Origin of the sequence: Neobacillus niacini (assembly GCF_023715785.1) — a bacterium.
Classification (GTDB): domain Bacteria; phylum Bacillota; class Bacilli; order Bacillales; family Cytobacillaceae; genus Neobacillus; species Neobacillus niacini_E.
In genome coordinates, this window is record NZ_JAMBOX010000003.1 from 313514 (window position 1) to 334679 (window position 21166).

Sequence of the window (21166 nt, forward strand, 5' to 3'; positions counted from 1 at the left end):
TTTCGGAACCAACTATCCCGGAAATACATACCGTATATTGCGGTGTGTTTTTTTATTTATGGAAGGAGCGTTCTTATGTATTATACCCCTCATTACCCGGTACTTCCTCCCAGCCAGTTTTACCCCGTTTATACCATAGGCCCATATGTCCCGCCGCGGGCTTATCCGCCAGTCGATATTAAAATATTTGAAAGCTCCGTGAAATCATTTCGTCTGTTAATGGCGCAAGGGAGTTTATTGTTAGATCGACTGGGAGATATTTCATTCGCAAGAAGAATCATGACCGCTGCCCAGCAAGGAAATAATGCGGAAGTCGACCGCCTGATAAAAACTACCGGCCTAAAAATTCCGGTCATAACCCAATTTACGCCCACAGGGGTAAACTTTATTCTTGGCACACAAACAACCCAAGCACATCCAAACAACTGCTGTACCTTAACCATCAACATGAAATGGGGTCAATGAAACAAATGGCAAAATCAACGATGTGTTCCACAGGGGACTCCGCGAAGGATCAAGAAAAAAACTGGTATTCCGATTAGCTCGGCATACCAGTTTTTTGTTTTTCCAGCATCGCCCCCACTTCATCGGCAGGCAGCGGCCTGCTAAAGAAATAGCCTTGTCCTGTATCACATGCGTTTTTCTTTAAAAACTCAAGTTGTTGCTCTGTCTCAATTCCTTCAGCCACCACACCAAAGTTCAGATTCAAGCCCATATCAATGATGGTTTTGACCAAGGCCCCTTGGCTGGAGCGATTGGATATTTCATTCACAAACGATTTATCAATTTTTATTCTATTAATCGGCAAGTAGTTCAGGTAACTTAACGAGGAATACCCTGTACCGAAATCATCAATTGACAGTAGGATGCCAAGTTCCTTCAATTCATTAAGGATAACGAAGGATCTCTCCAGGTTTTGCATAATACTTTCTGTAATCTCCAATTCCAGCATACTGGCATCAAGTGTAAATTCATTTAAAACACTAGAGATATAGTGAATAAAATCTTCATCTTCAAATTGACGGACTGAGACATTGACCGCGATTGGAAAGTCAGGAATCCCAGCATCGCTCCATGCTTTCCTTTGTTTGCATGCCTCACGCAAAACCCATTTTCCAATCGGAACAATCAAACCTGTTTCCTCGGCAAGCGGAATGAATTCTGCCGGTGAAATAAAGCCGCTTTCCGGTTGCTGCCAGCGAATCAGCGCCTCAATGCCGACGATTTCCCCTGTTTTTAGGGACACCTGGGGCTGATAATGAAGCAAAAATTGGTTCTTCTCCAAAGCTTTCCTTAAGCAGGTTTCTAGCTCCATTTTACGGACCGACACCCCATTTAAATTGGAGGAATAAAATTGATAATTATTTTTCCCCCGCTCTTTTGCCTGGTACATGGCCGTATCCGCAAATTTAATTAATGATTCTTCATCTATCCCATCATCCGGATAGAGACTGATGCCAATGCTGGTTGTCACAAAAAATTCCTGGCCCTCCACTTCAAAAGGCTTCGCAAACTGATTTAAAATCTGGCGACACTTATCCCTTACTTTTTCCTTGCTTGTGTCACCTAGTAAAATAATAAATTCATCGCCGCCCTGCCGAGAGACGAACCCGTCATTTCGAATAGTCAGTTCCAGACGATGGGCTACCTTTTGAAGAATAAGATCTCCTACGGTATGTCCTTTCGTATCATTAATAATTTTAAATCTATCCAGGTCCAAAAATAGAACGGCAAGCATTTTATCTTTTTGAAAGGTCAAGACATCATTTAAATGCTTTTTAAAGCTGTTGCGATTGGGCAAACCTGTAAGGGTATCGTAGTAGGCCATCGTTTTAATTGTTTTTTCCGCTTCTTTTCGATCGGTGATGTCCCTTCCGACAATTTGCACCGCAAATCTGCCTTCATAAAGGATGGGTGTCGAGGCCATCTCCACATCAATCGTTTTACCATCGAGCCGTTTCACTTGAAATTCAATGCTGACTCTTTCTTGTCTGGGATTATTTAAGGTTCCCACCTTGGTGCGAATTTTCTGGACGATTCGTAATGGTACAAACCTTAACGGAGATTGTCCGATTATTTCCTTATGGGAGGTGGCCCCCATCAGCTTCCAGCCCGCTTCGTTAATATACTCTACCTTCTGCAGGCTGACGACTGCAATAATATCTGGTGACATTTCTACTAAACTTCGATATCTGCCTTCACTCTCTTTTCGATCCGTATTATCAAACAAAACACTATTAAAAAACACCATTTTGCCATTGTCATCCATTGTCGGAAAACCGCGGTCCAGAATCCAGCGCACCTCGCCGCCAGGCCGTATAATCCGGTACTCACTGGTGACAGCTTCGCCCTCGGCTAGGCGTTCTTCTCTTTCAGCAATCACTTGCATGTCATCAGGGTAAATAACTTTTTTCCACAGTGTTTTGTCGTGATAAAAATCCTCCGACGAGTACCCGTATAATTTTTCAATTCCCTGTGTAATGAATAGCGCATTTGTCTTCAGATCATGTGACCAAATGGCAACATCGAGGGTGTCATAAATATTTCTTAATCTTTGCTTATCATGTTTATGCGCCTCTTCTTTTTTATTTAAGTCTTTTAAGACGTAAACCAAAATCGGAATCGTTATAAAAAGGATCATTAAGCTAATCAAATTTATATATGGTAAAGTGGGAAAGAGACGGGTTCCTACTATACCCAATATTTCTGAAAAAAAGAGCAGACAAAATATGAGGATTGCCAGTTCCCGGTAGTTTGTAAAAGTCCTTCTCATCCTATTTCTCCGTTCTCCTTATGGATTGGTAGATTTAATTTTTTATTTAAAGATATCAGAAACCGATGAATTCGACAATTAGCTGAAAAATACTTTAAGAAAGCGCTCTCATTCCAATTGAATATGATAAATATTGTATCGTTTATCCGATTCACCAAAAAGACGATTCGGGATTCCCGAATCGTCTTTTCTTATTTCAGAAGATATACTCTTGTTTCAAAAGGCTTCAGCGTGAATTCTTTTCTTAATTTACGATCCTTAACATCATAGTTGTTAAGAATGAGTTCAGAAGCAGAAAAGGACACACAAGATGGCACCTTGAATCTTGCTGGCTTTTTGCTGAAGTTATTGATGACAATCGCCTTTTTACCGCCCATTGTCCGGGTATACACGAAAAGCCTTGGATGATTAGGCAATAGCAATTCGTATGTACCATACACAAATAGCGGGTTTTCTTTGCGCAGGCGAATCAATTTTTTATAAAAAGATAAGATCGAATCCGAATCGTTTAATTGTGCTGCCACATTAATTTTCCGATAATTAGGATTCACTTTCATCCAAGTGCGATCGGCCGTTGTAAATCCGGCCATATTTCCAGCATCCCATTGCATCGGGGTACGGGAATTGTCACGTCCTGATTCCCAGATGACCTTTATCACTTCAGTGTGTGGACGCCCTTTCGCCGTTTCAATCTTATAGTAATTGACCATGCCGACATCATTGTAATCCTCAATGGAAGGGAACTGAACGTTGGTCATCCCGATTTCCTGGCCCTGATAGATAAAGGGCGTTCCTTTCATTAGGAAATAAAGAGCTCCCAGCATTTTGGCGCTTTCCTTCCAAAATAGCTGATCATCCCCCCAACTCGACACCCGGCGGGTCTGGTCATGATTCTCAATATAGAGTGCATTCCAGCCTCTCCCTTCAAGCCCAAGCTGCCATTTCGTCAGGTTCTTTTTGAGCTTGCGGATGTCGACTGAGCCATCGCCATCTTTCTCCCAAAGTTTAAGGAATTCAAATTGAAAAATCATATTAAAATAGCCGTTTTCTTCGTTGACCCATTTATCAACGTCATTAATGCCGACTCCGTTCGCTTCACCGACTGTCATCACATCTCGCTTCTTGAAAGTCTTTTTTGAAAGCTCGGTTAGGTAATCATCAATGCCGTCCACATTCATCATGTAAGGAAAGCAAGGAACATAATCAAAGCCCTCCGGGTTCGGCATATCCGGGAAGCCTGGTTCCTTTTTAATATGAGAAATGGCATCAACACGGAACCCGTCAATCCCCTTATCAAGCCACCAATTGACCATATCATATAAGGCATTCCTTACCTCAGGATTTTCCCAATTCAAATCGGGCTGTTTCGCGGAAAAAATATGCATGAAATATTGATCTGTCTCTTCATCATATTTCCAAGCAGGACCGTTAAAAATCGATTCCCAGTTGTTCGGTTCTTTGCCATTTTTCCCATCCCGCCAAATATACCAATCGCGCTTTGGGTTGTCTTTGGAAGAACGCGACTCAATAAACCACTGATGTTCATCACTCGTATGATTGATGACAAGGTCGAGGATTATTTTCATCCCACGCTTATGAACTTCCTGAAGCAGTTCATCAAAATCTGCCATCGTCCCGAATTCATCCATAATATCTTGATAGTCGGAAATGTCGTAGCCATTATCATCGTTAGGTGATTTATACATTGGAGATAACCAGATGACGTCGATCCCCAATTCTTTTAGATAATCTAATTTGCTCGTTACTCCTTTTAAATCCCCGATACCATCCCCATTGCTATCCATAAAACTGCGGGGATACACTTGATAGGCGACTGCTTCTTTCCACCATTTTTTTGTCATACCGCACCTCTCATTAACTTTTTTGCACTTTACACAACCTATTAAAAATCCAGCATACGGTTTTAACTGAACATCTGCATTACCGGCTTCTTCTTTATCCTACAATCCTATTATTTGATTGAACCTTGCATGACACCCTTAATAATTTGCTTCTGACCAATCATGTACATAATTAAGATTGGAACGATTGTCATTAAAATGGCTGGAATTAACAATTCCCAGTTATTCATATAGGTTCCGTTAAAAACCTTCATTTGAACAGGCATTGTATATACATTTTCATTATTAAGTACTAAGGAAGGAAGCAAGTAATCATTCCAGATCCATAAGACATTGAGAATCGCAATCGTAACGGTTATTGGCTTGAGCATTGGAAGAACAATCAGGAAAAACGTTTGTAATGTGCTGCATCCATCAATCCTGGCCGCTTCTTCAATCTCAAGCGGGATGGATTTAATAAACCCATGAAACATAAAAATCGAAAGCGCACTGCCAAAACCAATATAAAAGGCAATTAACAACGGAATCGGTATGACATCAATCACCTGAAGCTTTGCCCCATAAATATGCATAAGCGGAATCATTAACGATTGGAACGGAATGACCATGGAGGCAACTAATATGGTGAAAAATATTTTATTATATTTGGATGGTTTTCTTACAAGGTGATAAGCCGACATTGCGGAAAAAAATACAATTAAAATCGTACTGATTGTTGTAATTAGGAATGTGTTTTTAAATGTAACGGCAAAATTCATCTTCTCTATGACATCAGCAAATTGCGAGAAATCCCAACTTGTAGGTAAAGAAAACGGAGAGACCAAGATTTCCCCATTACTTTTAAACGAGTTAATGATCAGCAAATAGAAGGGAAATATAAAGCAAATTAAGGCTATGATCGCAATGACGTAAGTGAAGATGGAAGTCATTATTTTCCGTTTTGCCATTATGCCTCAACCTCCATTTTCTTGCTGGAATAAACCTGAAAACCGGTAACAACAGCAACAATAACGAATAAAATGATGGCCTCAGCTTGACCAGTGCCATAATTCGATTCAACAAAGGCTTTATTTACAACATGCATCGAAACCATCTTGGTGCTGTCGAACGGGCCGCCTTTTGTCAGGGCAAAGTTCAAGTCATAAACCATAAATGCATTTTTCAGTGATAAGAAGACGGTGACAACAAAGGATGGCACCATTAACGGAAGCGTTACATTAAATAATCTTCTTAAAGGACCTGCGCCATCAATGGTGGATGCTTCAATTAGGTCCTTCGGAATACTGATTAATCCGGCAATGAAAATAATCATCATATAGCCGGAGGTTTGCCAAATCGTAACGATGACAAGCGCCCAGAAAGCCATATCCGGATCACCCAGCCAACCAAGCTCCAGCCATCTAATCCCCATTTTTCCCCCGATTGCCGGTAAGGATTGGACAAATATAAATTGCCAGATATAACCTAGCAGCAATCCACCGATTAAGTTTGGAGTAAAATAGGCGGTCCTTAGTGAGTTTTGAATTTTCATACCCGAAGTAACCAGGTAAGCCAACCCAAAACCTACCATATTCACAAAAAAGACAGTGGCAAATACGAACTTAAGCGTCAGCCAAAGTGATTCCCAGAAATCCTTATCATCCATCGCATTAAGATAATTATATATTCCGGAAAACACCATTGGGTCAGTTGGGTTATCCATTTTGAAAAGCGTCAGGTAAATTCCATACAGGAAAGGAATGATGACTGTCATCGCAAAAAATAACGTTGTCGGTCCCAGGAATAACAGAGAATTGCCCCAGTCGGCCAATTTGCTTCCACGCTTCATTTATTTCACATCCTGTCCTAAAATTAAAAACAAGTGGGCGAGATCCTCACTCCCCGCCCACTCTAGTGGTTTTCTCATGTTAAAATCAGTTTAGGAATTACTTTTGCTTTTTAAAGTTTTCCTCAACGAATTTTGCCAAATCGGCTCTCTTAGATTCTTTTGCAATAAATTTTTGAACCTCAGGTCCGACTGTTGTAGACCACTCGGAAGCATTGATATAGTTAGTAGTGAACGGCATTGTCTTGCCTTTCTCAATTGCGTTACCAATTGCAACACCAAGCGGATTTGTCACTTTGTTTGGATTGTTCTTGAATGCAGAAATGATTTGAGCCTTATTTACGACGAAATCTTGTCCTGCTTCATCATATACTAGCCATTCAAGGAATTTCTCAGCTGCTTCCTGCTGCTCTTTTGATGCCTTTTTATTGATCACAAATACTTGAGTAGGGCCAGCAGCGATTTTATTGTTCAGTTCATTGTCAGCATTGTTGTCAACAGGAACTGGCATAAATCCGAACTTGGAGCCTTCAAGGGCCTTCAGTGAATCAAATGCCCAGTTACCGTTGAATAGAATAGCAGATTCGCCTTTACCAACAGCTACATGTGCTGCATCATAGTATTGGCCGATCGGGCGGTCACCAAATTTGTTATATTCTTTGGAAGCTAATAGTTCCATAGTGTCATAGTAGCCATTCCATACGTCATTCTTGGCAAGATCTTCTTTGCCGGCAGCTAATTGATCAGCAAGAGTAGTAGGATTTTCAGACTGATTTAAGAATAATGAACTATAGTGGTTACCCACAGACCATGCTTCTGTCTGATAAGCGACTGGGTACTCAACGCCGGATGCTTTAATCTTATCTAATAGATCTTTAAATTTATCTCTTGTATTAATGGAGAATGGGTCAAAGTTTCCACCCACTGCTTTTTCCACTACTTGTTGATTGTATACTAACCCCATGCCTTCTACTGCAAATGGGAAGCCAACCACTTTGCCATCGGCGTTTTTAAGTGCTACGTCTGTTTCTTCATTCCATTTCTTGTCTGAAAGGTCGATGCCGACATCTTTGTATTTATGTAAGGCAGCATACGGTTCAAACATGGCCAGTGTAACCGTTTTCCCAGAAGACGTCAGTTTATCGAAAACATTCAGTGTATCCCCAACGGCAGTCGAGTTTACTTCAATTTTAACTTCTGGATTCGCTTTCATAAAATCCTTTGCTGCTTGTTTGAACTGTGCGTCAATCTCACCTTTAGCATTTGTTACGATGATATTAACCTTGCCATCTTTTGAACCTGTTGATTCATTACTTGATTTTCCGCTACATGCAGCCAATGAAAGTGTTAAAGCGGCCGCAACGCCAATAGCTGCTGATTTCTTCATAAATCCTTTGATCCCCATTTACTCATCTCCTTTTTAAAAAAGCGTTTCCAATTAGGAAAATTTCTTGCTTACAAGCAGATTATATGACAGAATATTTCCTAGGTCAATATATTTATTTTTTAAAAGTTTACTACTTTTACTCTAGTTTTTATAAGGAAGTGTCTCTATGAAAATTACGCTTAAGGAAATTGCCAAAATGGCGGGTGTATCCACATCAACCGTCTCAAGGGTACTTAATAATAGCAAGCCTGTTAACGAGGAAATCCGCAAGCGGGTATTGGATGTTCTAAAGGAAACAAATTATCTTCCCTTTGTTGCCCAGAACCTGGTTTTGCAACAAGAACGGCTTTTAATCGGGGTGATTTGCCCGCAGCACAGCAATACAGTGCTTGATGATTTAATTTTAGGAATTAACCGTGTTTGCAAAATTTATGGATATGACACTGTAATTGGTTTGACCGACAGTACCCGGGAAAATGAAATGCATTATATTGATTTATTCAGCAATGTCTTATCTGTTCAAGGTATCATTTTTATGGGAAATCAATGGGATGAACAATATACAGAGATTACCAGGAAAAATATTATCCCAGTTGTGCTTGCTGGGCAAATTTCTTCCATCCCTTCAATTCCATCTGTACATGTTGACAACCTTACTGCCTCTTATGAAGCAGTAACATATCTAATTTTAAATGGACATAGGCAAATTGCCATGATTCGAGGAACAAATGGGAAATCTATTAGGGAGGATCGATTTACGGGGTACAAGAATGCATTGGCGGATGCCGGTATACCATTCGATGAACGGTTAGTTGCAGATAGTGATTTTTCAATAGAAGGTGGAGGGAAAGCAATGGCATCCCTATTGGAGCAAAATACTTTACCGACTGCCGTTTTTTGTTCGACGGATTCGATGGCAATCGGGGCCATCAACTATCTGAGCGACAATGGCTATCGAGTTCCGGAAGATATCTCGGTATTTGGTTTTGACGGTCTTGAAATAACGAAGTTGGTACGCCCTTCATTGTCGACGGTTGAATATTCTGCAGTTGAGATCGGAATGACAGCAACAAGAAATCTGATTAAACTTTGCAAAGGTGAGGAGCACATTGCCCCCCATATCAATGTGATTCATCATCTGGTTCCACGTGAAAGCACTCAATCTCTCAATCTTGTAAAAAGATAATCAGAGTCCGGACCTTTCTTATTAAGACGAGGTCCTTTTTTGCTCTAGATAAGAAAAGGACCCATCTCGTTTGAGATGGGTCCCTATATTAATCTTCTTTATCGGAACTGTTTACCATTATTCCGGCTACTTGGGTCAGGCGATCGTAGAAAACTTGGCCCGCCGGAGTCTGGTCAAGACCGATTTCTCGAAATGCTTCTTTCATGCAGCGAAGCCAGCACTGGGCTCTTCTTGGCGTCACTTCAAATGGCAGATGACGCTGCTGCATCGCCGGAGGTCCGAACTCCTGGCTGTACAGTGCCGGGCCGCCCAAGAATTGCGGCAGGAACATCCGTTGCTTGCGTTTAATTTCTTCCATGTCCCCTTCAAATAATGGAGCCAATTCAGGATCCGCATAGACGCGCGGGTAAAAGGCGTCGACCAGTTTATTAATCGTTTCCTGCCCGCCGATTTCTGTATAAAGTGATTTAAATGAAATATCCAAATTGCTCACCATCCCTTGTTTATTTTCCCCTGTAATAAAATATTATAAAGATTTGTCGGATGGTGTTTTGTGATATAAATCACACTCATTGCTGAATTACACAAATTCCCATCGTTCTGGGTATCGATTTTAAATTACTACATCCTTTACTTTTTCAATTACCTTTCCATTAATGGGCTTAAGGAAACTTCCTTCGAACCGGACTGCCGAGCCGAAATGGTATTCTAAGGCTTGCAGATCCTTATGTAACTCACCAATATTTTCGCCTGTCAATCCCGAACCAGGCATAATAATTGGCGCATGAGCGCTTGCCGCTCCAATCTGCATCATGCTTTTTATCGTATCAGCACCCTCAATTGCGGTCGGCCTTCCCCCTGATGTTAACACCCGATCCACCCGAAAAGGCCCCTCACATAAAGAACGGTAAATCCCCTGTGTGTTTCCAACATCAATCGCGCGATGAAACGTAACCGACAGTCCTTTGCTTTCCTCGAGCACCATGCCAAGCAGGTCACTATCCAGCGTTCCCGTTTCCGTGGTTGCACCGAAAACGATTCCTGCAGCCCCAAGTTCCTGGGCAATTTTGATATCCTCACATATCGCAGCCCACTCTTGTCCCCGATATGTAAAAGAATAACTATGCGGCCTGATCATCACCATTACCGGAATCTTGACACTCTTTACAACGGTTTTGATGATACCGTAGCTTGGAGTCAACCCTCCTTCGCCGATTGCCGAAACCAATTCAAGCCTGTCCGCCCCATGCGCTTCCGCCGCACGTGCATCCTCGTCATTTAAAACAATAATTTCAACTAAACTCATGCAGATTTCTCCTTCCTTTTACTTTAAAATACTTATATTTTTCACGGTGCCACCAACTCGACCTTTATTCGGTCGGGGTCTTCAAAAAATACGGCATAATGATGCTGGCCGCCTGCATACGGGTGTTTGTCTGAATAGAGAATACGCAAACCCTTCTCCTTTAATTTTTCAGTCATTGCATCAACCTGTTCCCTCGATTCTACATGAAAGGCAAGATGATTTAACCCAACCCTTCGGCGATGGTATGGAGGGTCCATGAACCGTTCCTCTGCTTGTACAAAAACAAGATAGGTTTCACCGTACTTCCAACTGATGCCGAAATCCCACTGCTGGTATTGCTGGTAACCCAATTCAGTTAATAACCATTCCCAGAATTCGATCGTTTTATTTAGATTTGAAACATTGATTTCAAGATGATGAAGCATGACGTACCCCCTTCTTTTACTTCACTGTAACATGAACGAATGATTTTTCAAAAATTGCAACAATTCCCCCAGTATTCTATGATTAACTTGGAAAGGAGGAGGATTATGACAAATATTCAAAAGGTTGGACAAATTGGGGTACCCGTAAAAGATGTAGAAAGATCCATTCAATTTTACAAAGAGAAGCTCGAGCTGCCGCTGCTGTTTAGTACGGATACAATGGCTTTTTTCGACTGTAACGGTCTGCGTCTTCTCCTGAGCCTTCCGGAAAAGGAGCAGTTTGCCCATCCAAGCTCCGTCGTTTATTTTCAAGTAGAAAATATTAAGGAAAGCTATGAAAAGATGATGGAAAAGGGCGTTGAATTCGTCGGTGAACCCCACGTTGTTGCGAAAATGGGACAAACCGAAACATGGATGACGTTTTTCAAAGACACCGAAAACAACGTTCATGCATTAATGAGCGAGGTACATAATTAATAGAAGGTGAGGCTGTTTTTTCGGCCTCACCTCTTGTATTTAGTCAATTCTTTTTTCAAAAATGGCTTCGTAATAGGCGGCGGAACCGTAAGCTCCGACCCCGGGCGCAAAAATTTGCACCAGCCTCCAGCCTTTCCTCGCATTCTGTTGAATGACTTCATGATAGCTTTCTTTCGGTTTCCCACTTAACTTGCTTAATTCTATTTTTTCAAATTTGTATTCGTACATCTGCCCGCCCCCTATTATTTTTCTATTATATACGTTAGTATGGCGCGCGAGTTTCAATATTTTTCAAAAAAGTGTCATTGACCAAGCTGGCCGTTTATATTAATATATTAGTTTGTAAGTATTATAGAGTGGTTCGAGAACCTCCCACTATAAAAAACTAAGGAGAAGTGAATATGGAAAACACAACAAAGCCGCTGGCGCAAATGGGTGCCGGTACAGGTGTTGCTGCCGCCGGGCAATCGGGCAGCAGAGTGAAGGAAATTGTTGTCAACGGAATCGTGGCCGCCTTGTACATCGCCGTTTCGGCGTTAATCCAGCCGTTCGGGTTTACACAGGTACAGTTCCGGGTTTCGGAAATGTTCAACCACTTGATCGTTTTCAACAAAAAGTACCTTTACGGGATTATTTTAGGGGTATTTTTAACCAATTTATTCTTTTCGCCAATGAAGGCCTATGACCTTATCTTTGGTGTCGGCCAGTCGTTAATTGCCTTATTGATAACGATGATGAGTGCCAAGTTTATTAAGGGTCTTTGGGCTCGGATGATTGTGAACACTGTGGTATTTACATTTACGATGTTCTTGATTGCGCTTGAACTGCATTTGGCCTTTGACCTGCCATTTATGTTTACATGGCTTACAACCGCTGCGGGTGAGTTCGTCGTAATGGCTGTCGGTATGCCAGTGATGTACTTCATTAACAAGCGTGTTCGTTTCGATAGAATGTTTAAATAGTTTTTCAAAAGCTGTTGCTTGGGTCTTTGAACCGGGCAGCAGCTTTTTTATCCCACATTAACGGGCAGTAAGCCCCACCTAAATATGCAAAAAACCAAGAAGTATAGGTAGGACTAACTGCCCCTAAATGTCCGATTGGTTCAACTAACAATCAGTGGGGAAAAAACCCCACTGATTGAAGTTTCACTTTATTGGTATTTAGAGGAAAAAGATACTAAAATTGAAATAGTATTAATAGTAAAAAAAGGATGGAAGGGAGTTTTTAGCATGCTGCAGCGTCCGAATAACCATGAGTTTCCAGATTATTATGTTCCATATGTCGGGTTGGTTCCCCAAGGGGATATTTTATCGATTCTAAAAGATAACCTGGAAAAGGTGATTTCGTTGTTCGAAGGGATTTCCGAGCCAGACGAACATTTTCGTTATGAACCTGGCAAATGGAGCATGAAAGAAGTTCTTTGCCACATGGCGGATACCGAGAGAATTATGAGCTATCGCCTGCTTCGAGTCGGCCGCGGCGACAAGACTCCGTTAGCTGGCTTTGATGAAAATGAATATATCGCCGGAGCACAAATGAGTGACTTGCCATTGAAAAACATCCTTGCCGATTTCATCGCCGTCAGAAAAGCAACCATATCATTAATCGAAAATATGCCTGAGGCAGCATGGGCCAACGTCGGGAACGCAAACAACCTTGAGGTCACCGCCCGCGCCATCGCCTACATCATCGCTGGCCACGAAATCCACCACCGCAACATCGTAACCGAAAGATACCTAACAAAGTTGAAATAAGACTGTTTTGGTTCAGGCACCGACCGCCGAAAGTGTCCACCCCACACGGACATTTGTCCACGGGTGGTGCCTGACACCATTGATGCCACCGTTGATTAAATTCGATAGTTTGAGATAAATTCGAGGAATTCTTTTTGTTTGGTGTGGTCGTATTTCATGATGGCGTAGGTGTTGGCTTCGGGCAATTGAATCGTATGGCAATCTACCTCCAATAGCCTTCCTTCCAGCAGCTCTCTTCTGACAGTTGATGTCGGTAGAAACGAGACTCCCAAACCCTCGACAATGAATCTTTTCGTGATGTGAACTTGGGATACTTTCATCATTCGCACACTAGGGTATTTACTTTTTATGGCGTGGCAAAGGCCATCCCAGTAACCTGGATGATTATGTGTTAACAGGTAGTTGGATGTTAATACCTCTTCTTCATCCAACGGCGGAGCCGTTTCAGAATCGCGTCCGTCGTGCGGCGCAATCAGGATCACCCGGTCATTGTATAATAGTCTGCTAATCAATTCAGGATCAGTGCTGTTTAAGCAAGATAACCCAATATCGACCTCTTCTTCCAATACTGCTTGTTCAATTCCCACGGATTCAATAATTTTTATCGAAATTTCCACTTCTGGATGCTGGTTCGTATAGCTTCTTAGGACATATGGCAGAATCGTATCCGCAATCAACGGTGAAATGGCAATCGAAAATTGCGTTGTATACCCCTGACTAAATGACTGAATGTCCTCAAGCCCGCTCTGATAGACCTCAAGCAGTTTTTTTGCATGGACCAGGTACCTCCTCCCCGCCTCGGTCAGTTTTACTTTTTTCCCATCCCGGTCAAACAACGGAATCCCAAGCTCTTGTTCCAATTGTTTAATATGGACGGTGACAGATGGCTGTGAAATATAAAGGATTTCCGCCGTCCTGCGAAAATTCCCGCAACTGGCAGCCGTAATAAACGTGTTAAGCCATTGGAACTCCATACTCTCCTCCTTATTAAAAATAGTAATCAATCAATTTAAAATAATTTAATTTTCTTAATTACATTTATTTTATAAACTATTACTAAATAAGGAAAGGGGAGATTTTTTATGATTCAAAAGGGGTTAAAGGGAATTGTTGCTGCTGAAACGTTAATCAGCCATATTGATGGTGAAAATGGACAGCTAATATATCGGGGATATGATGTCGGAAGTCTCACCAAAAGCCTTTCTTTTGAAGAGGTTACCTATCTTCTCTGGTTTGGCTATTTACCGGATGAACTACAGTTAAGTTCCCTGAAAGCAGAGTTAAAGAGTCACAGGCAGCTTCCGGATTATATGAAAAAATTAATCGACCTACTCCCGCATGCCATGGACCTAATGAGTGTCATAAGAACAGCCATTTCAGCAGAAGCCGGAAACTTTGACTCTGACTATGGCTGGAAGCCGACAGTTTCACAGGCGATTCGGATTACCGCCCTTGCGCCGACCATTATCGCCTATCGGAAAAGACAGTTGGAAGGAAAAGAGTTTATCCGGCCTTCGGATGAGTTGGACCATGTCGCCAATTACCTTTACATGCTTAACGGCACCAACCCTTTAACAGCACATGTGGAAGCTCTAGAAACGTATATGATCCTGACTCTTGAACACGGAATGAACGCCTCCACCTTTTCCGCACGGGTGACCGCATCGACTGAATCCGATATGGTTTCTGCTGTCACTTCGGCAATTGGAACCATGAAAGGGCCGCTTCATGGCGGAGCTCCTTCAGGGGTTATTGAACTGTTGGATGAGGTTGTGGCAGTTGGCGACGCCGAAATGGTAATGAAGAATAAATTGTTTAGGGGAGAAAGATTAATGGGCTTTGGCCATCGAGTCTACAAAACTCATGACCCCCGCGCCATTGCCTTAAAGGCCAAATTGCAGGAACTAGTTGGTCAAGATGAATGGCTCGACCTTGCAATGGAGACAGAGAAAACCGCTGTTAAGGTGTTGGAAGAACTAAAACCCGGACGGTCCCTTTATACAAATGTAGAGTTCTACGCTGCCGCCATCATGAAAGCCATCCACATGGAAGCAGACCTATTCACACCAACCTTCACCGCAAGCAGGATCGTCGGCTGGACGGCACACATCCTCGAACAAGCCGAAAACAACACCATTTACCGGCCGCAATCCAAATACATCGGTACATTTAAATAAATGGTGTCAACCTAAATGGTGTCAGGCACCACTCGTGGACATTTGTACTCCTCAGGTGGACACCTAAAAATTACCCCATAATGAGGAAAAGGCAAGGGATTAGATCCTTGCCTTTTTGGGTTTATCTTTTTGGTTTCGGTGGATGGTTAGTCCAAGGATTTGGGGGATTAGGTTTAGGATACTTACAACGATTAGCAGTTGTTGGGATGTGAGGGGTTTGAAGTACCAGCCCCATTTTTCGTGTCCGGCCATTGTTGTATTGAGATAATAGGAAATGACCAATGAGACCAGGTTGCCAATCACCAGTACTGGTACCAAGCCGAAATACCTTGCGGTGTAACCCAATATCAGGCTCATTACGGCCATAATACCGTACCCTAGCATTGAGCCTTGTGAAACATCAAGAAACATCGCGATAAATACGTAGGGAAAACTTAGTAAACTAAACAATAGTATACTGATTATGCCTTTTTTCAAGACGGACCTTCCTCCCGTTAAAAGTTTGCACGAACGGACCCACTCGATTGGTGTAATTTTACACTAAACAACCCACTTTTACAACTTTTTCCCAATCATCATCTCATTAACTTCAAAAAAATGTTTACGAACACCCGTTCCTTGTTTTATAATGTAATTATTGGTTAATAATAGCAACTGCGTTGATTTCAATTTCTAAAAACGTTAGCTAATAATTTTAATTCAAGGAGTGAATATTGGATGGCCGTTAAATTAATACCCTATTTAGTGATGAATGGAAACGCACGGGAAGCAGTCCAATTTTATGAGAAGGCGTTGGACGCCCAAGTTCTGTTTATGCAATCCTTTGGCGAAATGCCTGAAAACCCGGATTTCCCGCTGCCTGCAGATGCCAAGGACCGTGTCAGTCACGCTTCCATAAAGGTCGGCGAGTCTGAAATTATGTTTTCTGACACATTCCCGGGACAACCGCACCAAACCGGAACGCAAGTAACAATTTGTATTACCACAAACGATGCGGAGCAGGCAAGGAGAATGTTCGAGGCGCTTTCGGACGGAGGCCAAGTGGAAATGCCGATCCAGGAAACGTTCTTTAGCCCAGCTTATGGCACAGTAACGGACAAATTCGGGGTCACCTTCCAGGTGTTTACTGAAGGGAAGCCGCATTCATAAAAGAAAAAGCTCTGATTGCAACTAGTGCATCAGAGCTTTTTTACTTAACTATTACCCCATTTTTGCCCTTGAAGCAGCAGGCTGATATTTTCGCATCGGTCCGTAGTCAAGAACCTCCTGAAGGTAGAGATTTCCCTTTGGACTCACCTTTTTCAGCAATTCCATCAAGTATGTAATATCATCCATCGCTCTATGTGTTTGATAGCTAGTAATCTCATGTGCCTGCAGAAGCGTAAGCAGCTTGCCATTTGGGAATCCGTATTGTTTCCACGGGACATTTCGCATTGTGCAGTACCACTTCAAATCGTTTACTTCCGGGTACATATGAAAAAGAAAACTGCGGTCAAATGATGCATTATGCGCAAAAACCGCCTCTGCCCTGTGAAAATAGGTTTTAATTTTTCCATCATAAAAGCTTTTTCCTCTAACATCATCAAAGGGAATGCCGTGAACACGGAACGCTTGGTTATAGTTCTTCCGTGCCGTGGCAGAAAGCGGTTCACGTAAAAATGACTCTTCTTCCAGTATATCAAGAATTTCACCGGTATCCGACCGGAAGGAAAAAAGCTTCAAGGCCAGTTCAATGACTTCATCCTTAGTTGGCCCTAATCCGGTAGTCTCAACATCGAGCATTAAACCGTAGCTCTCCTGTTTCAGCATAACCATCACCCTTTAAATCAAAAATTTCCTTTATTATATCAAATTTATCAACCTGTTTCTTCTGGAAAAAAATCCGTAAGGGATCATTTCCCCTTACGGATTCCATCAATAAACGCTTTAATGATTATTTCTAGGCTTTCATCCAAATCCAACGCCATTTTGAAGCCACCCCTTTGCTCTAATGAGGAAAATCCGTGTAAAATGCTGCGTAAGCCCCGGACGGCATGTAAAGCCATATCTCCCTCCAATGGATATGCCTGCAACAACCGGACGGAGAGGCCGACAATCTTTGATCCTGCCTGCTGGACATCGGCATCCTCCGGATTCGGGGCCATCAAGGTTGCCTCGTATATTCCTGGATAGTTCCTTGCAAAATTAACATATGCCCGGCTGATTGAAAGGATTGCCTCAGTGCCGGATACCCCAATGGCCGCTTGTGTCATTTCCTCATACAGTTTATTTAATCCATAGATAGCGAGGTGTTTTCGTAAGCCTGGAAGCCCATCAAAATGATTATATAATGAAGGCGGGCGGATATTGAGCCTTTTAGCCAAGTTCGCCAGGGTAACCTCCTGCATTCCCTGCTGGTTGGCTAGTTCCCCCGCCGCTTCTAGTATCGTTGTTAAGTCTAGTGCAAATCTTGGTCTAGGTGACATCACTAAGCTCCTTTATTTCATTTTCTGTTCCAAATTTTTAATCGCTGTGGTCATTGCATGGAATGGATTTTCAACCAGCTCCCCATGTCCGACCGCCAATAGACTCGGTTTTAAATTCACCAGTTTCTTGGCGCTGGCTAAAGCCGCCTTTTTACTCCATGTGGCAAAGGCCGGGAATGGAAAAAATAACATCATATCTCCTGAAACGGCGATTCCTCCCCGTGTTTGAAAAGCATCTCCGGCAATGACTGCATTTGTCCGAGTGTCCAAAAATGACATCGATCCTGGTGTATGACCTGGAGTCTCAAATGCCTTCAACGAACCAACGAAGTCCCCTTCCTTTAATAAAACATCGGCCCTCGTTTTTAGATTCTTGGGAACTCCACCTTTGATGGGAGTTTGCTCCTCATGCGCATCAAGCGAGCGGTCGCCGGACATTAACCGGCTGTCTCGTGCGGAGATGTAAACTTGGACATTTGGCAGGATTTCTTTTAATGAATCTAGTGCCCCGACATGGTCTTCATGGGCATGGGTCAACACAATTTTGGTAATCGACTTTCCCATTTTTTGGGCCGCTTGAATGATTCCCTTTTTGCCAAAATCAAGTGCCGCGTCAATTAGGGTTAATCCGTCCTCTTCCTCGACCAAATAGCAGTTGACCGGAAACACATTTGCCATAAACGTAACCTGATACAAATATCCGTTTTGAATGATTCTCATTTTACCCATCCCCCTAAAACTAATATCGTTAGTTTTATATTAACTAATATGGTTAGTTTTAGCAAGGTTTTTTCAAAAAATTTTTTGTAAAAAATTGTATTAACTGTCGCCTTGTAACAAATTGTTCAATACTTTTTTACAAAAATGTGAATTAGTGCACAAACTACTCCCGACATGAAATTAATTTGCTATATTAATAGCGTGGTAATTATTTATAACTTATTTAACATACTAAGGAGATGTTTCAAATGTTTGCAAATTGGTTAAGAGAAAACAAAATTGCTGCTGGTATTTTAACAGTGTTACGTCTATATCTTGGATACTCTTGGTTTACCGCAGGTCTAGGTAAATTAACCAGCGGCGGCTTCGATGCTTCTGGATTTTTAAAAGGCGCTATTGCCAACCCGGTTAAAGGTCCGGACGGTGCCATGGTTTACAGCTGGTATGTGGAATTCCTAAAAGGCTTCGCTCTTCCAAACGTAGATATCTTCAACGTTGTTGTACCTGTCGGTGAAACATTGATTGGTTTAGGATTACTTTTGGGCTGCTTAACAACTGCTGCCATGTTCTTTGGCCTTGTGATGAACTTCTCTTTCTTCCTTGCCGGAACCGTATCTCATAACCCAACAGACATCTTGCTTGGCTTCATCATTTTAACTGCTGGTTATAACGCAGGCCGTATCGGTCTTGACCGCTGGGTGGTTCCATTCATCCGCAAAACTGTTTTCAAAAACAGCGAGCCTGTCAAAAGCAACGCATAATTTAAAAAATGCCTCATTCCAAGTATGGAATGAGGCATTTTTTTATGTAAAAGCAAACTACGATTGAATTTTTTGACAGAACCTGTATAATTGTTCCCGAATCGAACGAATAGATAATAATACAAGGGGGTGGCTATTTGTGCCAAATACTACCATTATTCAATTTAACCATGTAACAAAGCAATACGATAACGATCCACCCATACTTCAAGATGTTAGTTTTGAAATAGAACGAGGGAAATTTTACACCTTACTTGGTCCCTCAGGTTGTGGTAAAACAACAATATTGCGATTAATTGCCGGATTTACCGAACCTTCAAACGGTGATATTTATTTTAACGGAGAAAAAATCAATCATGTACCTGCCAATAAACGCAAGATGAACACGGTGTTTCAAGATTATGCGTTGTTCCCCCATTTAAATGTGTTTGAAAATGTCGCTTTCGGCTTACGTATAAAAAAGCTAAAAAACAGTGAAATAACTAAAAAGGTTCGAGAAGCATTGAGCTTTGTTAACCTTCAGGGATATGAAACACGCGAAATTAGGGAGATGTCCGGCGGGCAGAAGCAACGGGTAGCGATTGCGAGGGCAATTGTGAACGAACCGGAAGTCATCCTGCTTGATGAGCCGCTTTCGGCACTAGACTTAAAATTGCGCACTGAAATGCAGTATGAACTTCGTGAGCTGCAGCGCCGGCTTGGGATTACCTTTATTTTTGTTACCCATGATCAAGAAGAAGCGTTGGCGATGTCCGATGAAATTTTTGTTCTTAACAAAGGGATCATTCAGCAAAGCGGTACACCGACCGATATATACGATGAGCCGATCAATCGCTTCGTTGCTGATTTTATTGGTGAGTCCAATATTGTCGACGGAGTCATGCTCCGGGATCATCTGGTTGAATTTACGGGCAAGCAGTTTGATTGTGTCGACGAAGGCTTTAACGAAAATGAACCCATTGAAGTTGTCATCCGTCCGGAGGATTTGGAAATTACCACTTTGGACCGCGGTAAACTTCAGGTCCGCGTTGACTCGCAATTGTTCCGCGGGGTTCATTATGAGCTTTCCTGCTACGACAAGGACGGAAATGAGTGGCTCGTCCATTCCACCAAAAAGGCGAATGTCGGCGATGAAATCGGGCTTTATTTTGACCCGGAAGCGATTCATGTCATGCGTCACGGGGAGACAGAGGAAGAATTCGACCGCCGGTTAGAGGCATATAGTGATGGGCAGGGTTCTGGCGATGGAAAATAAGCTAACCCGCCATTTATACTCCATCCCCTATTTCCTGTGGATGCTCCTGTTCGTAGTGGCACCTATAGTGCTCGTCGTTTATTATTCTTTATTTGATATTGAAGGAAATTTTTCATTTGTTAACTATCAAAAGTTTTTCACGCCCGTATATCTGCAGATGACCCTAAGTTCGTTTTGGTATGCGTTTTTAATCACGGCGATTTCGCTGTTGGTTGCTTATCCGACCGCACTGCTGCTGACAAAAACCAAACATAAGCAATTATGGCTTTTGCTGATTATCGTTCCCTCGTGGATTAATCTTTTATTGAAGGCCTATGCTTTTTTGGGGATTTTCGGGACATACGGCGCCGCCAACAGCTTTTTAAAAATCATTGGCATTGGCTCGAAGCAAATCCTGTTTACCGATTTCAGCTTTGTGTTTGTCTCGGTATATATTTTTATCCCGTTCATGATTTTGCCCATTTTCAATGCCCTAAATGAATTGAACCCGACGCTTCTGGATGCCGCAAGCGATCTGGGAGCATCGAGATGGGTGACTTTCCGAAGGGTGATTTTTCCGCTGACGCTTGATGGCGTGAAATCGGGCTGCCAAGTTGTGTTTATTCCTGCCCTTTCGTTGTTCATGCTGACGCGGTTAATTGCCGGAAACCGGGTGATTACCCTGGGAACCTCGATTGAACAGCATTTCCTCGTGACCCAGGATTGGGGCATGGGCTCAACGATTGCCGTATTTTTAATTATTGCGATGGTTCTGATTATGATCCTCACAAACACCAGAAAGCGAGGTGTGTAA

Annotated in this window: 24 protein-coding genes and 1 riboswitch; of the genes, 10 read left to right on the forward strand and 14 right to left on the reverse strand. The window is 42.3% G+C overall.

Annotated features, from left to right (window positions below; all coding sequences use genetic code 11):
* The first annotated feature begins 75 nt into the window (after positions 1–75).
* Positions 76–465 carry a YuzC family spore coat inner layer protein gene (locus tag M3234_RS09155; RefSeq protein WP_262304430.1) on the forward strand — a complete coding sequence of 130 codons (390 nt, stop codon included), beginning with the start codon at positions 76–78 and terminating at the stop codon, positions 463–465.
* Positions 466–538: 73 nt separating this feature from the next.
* On the opposite strand, the gene M3234_RS09160 is transcribed toward M3234_RS09155, so the two are convergent.
* From M3234_RS09160 to M3234_RS09180, 5 genes are all read right to left on the reverse strand, one after another.
* On the reverse strand, positions 539–2641 hold the full coding sequence (locus M3234_RS09160; protein WP_262304431.1) for a GGDEF and EAL domain-containing protein: 2103 nt from the start codon (positions 2639–2641) through the stop codon (positions 539–541).
* Between the two features lie 323 nt (positions 2642–2964).
* Positions 2965–4635, reverse strand: coding sequence for a glycoside hydrolase family 13 protein (locus tag M3234_RS09165; RefSeq protein WP_262304432.1), 1671 nt, complete (start codon positions 4633–4635; stop codon positions 2965–2967).
* 110 nt (positions 4636–4745) lie between these two features.
* The gene (locus M3234_RS09170; protein WP_262304433.1) at positions 4746–5582 is read right to left on the reverse strand and encodes a carbohydrate ABC transporter permease; all 837 of its coding nucleotides are present in this window, start codon (positions 5580–5582) and stop codon (positions 4746–4748) included.
* Positions 5582–6463, reverse strand: a complete 882-nt coding sequence (locus M3234_RS09175; RefSeq protein WP_262304434.1) for a carbohydrate ABC transporter permease — start codon at positions 6461–6463, stop codon at positions 5582–5584. Before M3234_RS09175 ends, M3234_RS09170 begins: the two co-directional genes overlap by 1 nt.
* Before the next feature lie 97 nt (positions 6464–6560).
* Positions 6561–7865 (reverse strand): ABC transporter substrate-binding protein, encoded by a 1305-nt coding sequence (locus M3234_RS09180; RefSeq protein WP_262304435.1) that lies wholly within the window; start codon positions 7863–7865, stop codon positions 6561–6563.
* A gap of 148 nt (positions 7866–8013) precedes the next feature.
* Between M3234_RS09180 and M3234_RS09185 the strand changes: the two genes are divergently transcribed.
* Entirely contained in the window at positions 8014–9033 is a 1020-nt protein-coding gene (locus M3234_RS09185; protein ID WP_262304436.1) for a LacI family DNA-binding transcriptional regulator, read from the forward strand.
* An 88-nt stretch (positions 9034–9121) separates the two neighbouring features.
* Here the strand turns inward: M3234_RS09185 and M3234_RS09190 are convergent, their stop codons facing one another.
* From M3234_RS09190 to M3234_RS09200, 3 genes are all read right to left on the reverse strand, one after another.
* Positions 9122–9511, reverse strand: a complete 390-nt coding sequence (locus M3234_RS09190) for a globin domain-containing protein (RefSeq protein WP_396953939.1) — start codon at positions 9509–9511, stop codon at positions 9122–9124.
* Positions 9512–9646: 135 nt separating this feature from the next.
* A complete protein-coding gene (locus M3234_RS09195) occupies positions 9647–10339 on the reverse strand; it encodes a copper homeostasis protein CutC (RefSeq protein ID WP_262304438.1) in 693 nt (230 codons plus the stop codon).
* A 41-nt stretch (positions 10340–10380) separates the two neighbouring features.
* The gene (locus M3234_RS09200) at positions 10381–10764 is read right to left on the reverse strand and encodes a VOC family protein (RefSeq protein WP_262304439.1); all 384 of its coding nucleotides are present in this window, start codon (positions 10762–10764) and stop codon (positions 10381–10383) included.
* Positions 10765–10866: 102 nt separating this feature from the next.
* Between M3234_RS09200 and M3234_RS09205 the strand changes: the two genes are divergently transcribed.
* Positions 10867–11241, forward strand: a complete 375-nt coding sequence (locus M3234_RS09205; protein ID WP_262304506.1) for a VOC family protein — start codon at positions 10867–10869, stop codon at positions 11239–11241.
* Positions 11242–11280: 39 nt separating this feature from the next.
* On the opposite strand, the gene M3234_RS09210 is transcribed toward M3234_RS09205, so the two are convergent.
* A complete protein-coding gene (locus M3234_RS09210) occupies positions 11281–11469 on the reverse strand; it encodes a DUF4177 domain-containing protein (protein ID WP_262304440.1) in 189 nt (62 codons plus the stop codon).
* 122 nt (positions 11470–11591) lie between these two features.
* Positions 11592–11636: riboswitch (PreQ1 riboswitch) on the forward strand.
* A 36-nt stretch (positions 11637–11672) separates the two neighbouring features.
* Here M3234_RS09210 and M3234_RS09215 point away from each other — a divergent pair.
* On the forward strand, positions 11673–12203 hold the full coding sequence (locus M3234_RS09215) for a QueT transporter family protein (protein WP_262304507.1): 531 nt from the start codon (positions 11673–11675) through the stop codon (positions 12201–12203).
* Positions 12204–12470: 267 nt separating this feature from the next.
* Positions 12471–12995 carry a DinB family protein gene (locus M3234_RS09220; protein ID WP_262304441.1) on the forward strand — a complete coding sequence of 175 codons (525 nt, stop codon included), beginning with the start codon at positions 12471–12473 and terminating at the stop codon, positions 12993–12995.
* A 95-nt stretch (positions 12996–13090) separates the two neighbouring features.
* On the opposite strand, the gene M3234_RS09225 is transcribed toward M3234_RS09220, so the two are convergent.
* A complete protein-coding gene (locus tag M3234_RS09225; RefSeq protein WP_262304442.1) occupies positions 13091–13969 on the reverse strand; it encodes a LysR family transcriptional regulator in 879 nt (292 codons plus the stop codon).
* A 108-nt stretch (positions 13970–14077) separates the two neighbouring features.
* Between M3234_RS09225 and M3234_RS09230 the strand changes: the two genes are divergently transcribed.
* Positions 14078–15172: a citrate synthase/methylcitrate synthase gene (locus M3234_RS09230; protein ID WP_262304443.1), complete on the forward strand. Its 1095-nt coding sequence runs from the start codon at positions 14078–14080 to the stop codon at positions 15170–15172.
* 99 nt (positions 15173–15271) lie between these two features.
* On the opposite strand, the gene M3234_RS09235 is transcribed toward M3234_RS09230, so the two are convergent.
* Positions 15272–15649: a hypothetical protein gene (locus M3234_RS09235; protein WP_262304444.1), complete on the reverse strand. Its 378-nt coding sequence runs from the start codon at positions 15647–15649 to the stop codon at positions 15272–15274.
* Positions 15650–15889: 240 nt separating this feature from the next.
* Here M3234_RS09235 and M3234_RS09240 point away from each other — a divergent pair, with 240 nt between their 5' ends.
* Positions 15890–16321: a VOC family protein gene (locus M3234_RS09240; protein WP_262304445.1), complete on the forward strand. Its 432-nt coding sequence runs from the start codon at positions 15890–15892 to the stop codon at positions 16319–16321.
* Between the two features lie 51 nt (positions 16322–16372).
* On the opposite strand, the gene M3234_RS09245 is transcribed toward M3234_RS09240, so the two are convergent.
* The 3 genes from M3234_RS09245 to M3234_RS09255 form a co-directional block, all read right to left on the reverse strand.
* Entirely contained in the window at positions 16373–16981 is a 609-nt protein-coding gene (locus tag M3234_RS09245) for an exonuclease domain-containing protein (RefSeq protein WP_262304446.1), read from the reverse strand.
* 83 nt (positions 16982–17064) lie between these two features.
* Entirely contained in the window at positions 17065–17637 is a 573-nt protein-coding gene (locus M3234_RS09250; RefSeq protein ID WP_262304447.1) for a TetR/AcrR family transcriptional regulator, read from the reverse strand.
* Positions 17638–17649: 12 nt separating this feature from the next.
* Positions 17650–18357 (reverse strand): MBL fold metallo-hydrolase, encoded by a 708-nt coding sequence (locus M3234_RS09255; RefSeq protein WP_262304448.1) that lies wholly within the window; start codon positions 18355–18357, stop codon positions 17650–17652.
* 248 nt (positions 18358–18605) lie between these two features.
* On the opposite strand from M3234_RS09255, the gene M3234_RS09260 reads away from it, so the two are divergent.
* From M3234_RS09260 to M3234_RS09270, 3 genes are all read left to right on the forward strand, one after another.
* Positions 18606–19118, forward strand: coding sequence for a DoxX family membrane protein (locus M3234_RS09260; protein WP_262304449.1), 513 nt, complete (start codon positions 18606–18608; stop codon positions 19116–19118).
* 139 nt (positions 19119–19257) lie between these two features.
* The gene (locus M3234_RS09265; protein WP_262304450.1) at positions 19258–20373 is read left to right on the forward strand and encodes an ABC transporter ATP-binding protein; all 1116 of its coding nucleotides are present in this window, start codon (positions 19258–19260) and stop codon (positions 20371–20373) included.
* Entirely contained in the window at positions 20363–21166 is an 804-nt protein-coding gene (locus M3234_RS09270; RefSeq protein WP_262304451.1) for an ABC transporter permease, read from the forward strand. Before M3234_RS09265 ends, M3234_RS09270 begins: the two co-directional genes overlap by 11 nt.

What these genes read in the sequence shown, in the direction of transcription:
- M3234_RS09260 (WP_262304449.1), top strand. Translation starts at nt 18,606, where the DNA reads ATGTTTGCAAATTGGTTAAGAGAAAACAAAATTGCTGCTGGTATTTTA.
- M3234_RS09230 (WP_262304443.1), top strand. Translation starts at nt 14,078, where the DNA reads ATGATTCAAAAGGGGTTAAAGGGAATTGTTGCTGCTGAAACGTTAATC.
- M3234_RS09170 (WP_262304433.1), bottom strand. Translation starts at nt 5,582, where the DNA reads ATGGCAAAACGGAAAATAATGACTTCCATCTTCACTTACGTCATTGCG.
- M3234_RS09255 (WP_262304448.1), bottom strand. Translation starts at nt 18,357, where the DNA reads ATGAGAATCATTCAAAACGGATATTTGTATCAGGTTACGTTTATGGCA.
- M3234_RS09155 (WP_262304430.1), top strand. Translation starts at nt 76, where the DNA reads ATGTATTATACCCCTCATTACCCGGTACTTCCTCCCAGCCAGTTTTAC.
- M3234_RS09210 (WP_262304440.1), bottom strand. Translation starts at nt 11,469, where the DNA reads ATGTACGAATACAAATTTGAAAAAATAGAATTAAGCAAGTTAAGTGGG.
- M3234_RS09185 (WP_262304436.1), top strand. Translation starts at nt 8,014, where the DNA reads ATGAAAATTACGCTTAAGGAAATTGCCAAAATGGCGGGTGTATCCACA.
- M3234_RS09195 (WP_262304438.1), bottom strand. Translation starts at nt 10,339, where the DNA reads ATGAGTTTAGTTGAAATTATTGTTTTAAATGACGAGGATGCACGTGCG.
- M3234_RS09180 (WP_262304435.1), bottom strand. Translation starts at nt 7,865, where the DNA reads ATGGGGATCAAAGGATTTATGAAGAAATCAGCAGCTATTGGCGTTGCG.
- M3234_RS09220 (WP_262304441.1), top strand. Translation starts at nt 12,471, where the DNA reads ATGCTGCAGCGTCCGAATAACCATGAGTTTCCAGATTATTATGTTCCA.
- M3234_RS09215 (WP_262304507.1), top strand. Translation starts at nt 11,673, where the DNA reads ATGGGTGCCGGTACAGGTGTTGCTGCCGCCGGGCAATCGGGCAGCAGA.
- M3234_RS09240 (WP_262304445.1), top strand. Translation starts at nt 15,890, where the DNA reads ATGGCCGTTAAATTAATACCCTATTTAGTGATGAATGGAAACGCACGG.
- M3234_RS09200 (WP_262304439.1), bottom strand. Translation starts at nt 10,764, where the DNA reads ATGCTTCATCATCTTGAAATCAATGTTTCAAATCTAAATAAAACGATC.
- M3234_RS09250 (WP_262304447.1), bottom strand. Translation starts at nt 17,637, where the DNA reads ATGTCACCTAGACCAAGATTTGCACTAGACTTAACAACGATACTAGAA.
- M3234_RS09225 (WP_262304442.1), bottom strand. Translation starts at nt 13,969, where the DNA reads ATGGAGTTCCAATGGCTTAACACGTTTATTACGGCTGCCAGTTGCGGG.
- M3234_RS09245 (WP_262304446.1), bottom strand. Translation starts at nt 16,981, where the DNA reads ATGCTGAAACAGGAGAGCTACGGTTTAATGCTCGATGTTGAGACTACC.
- M3234_RS09165 (WP_262304432.1), bottom strand. Translation starts at nt 4,635, where the DNA reads ATGACAAAAAAATGGTGGAAAGAAGCAGTCGCCTATCAAGTGTATCCC.
- M3234_RS09160 (WP_262304431.1), bottom strand. Translation starts at nt 2,641, where the DNA reads ATGATCCTTTTTATAACGATTCCGATTTTGGTTTACGTCTTAAAAGAC.
- M3234_RS09270 (WP_262304451.1), top strand. Translation starts at nt 20,363, where the DNA reads ATGGAAAATAAGCTAACCCGCCATTTATACTCCATCCCCTATTTCCTG.
- M3234_RS09175 (WP_262304434.1), bottom strand. Translation starts at nt 6,463, where the DNA reads ATGAAGCGTGGAAGCAAATTGGCCGACTGGGGCAATTCTCTGTTATTC.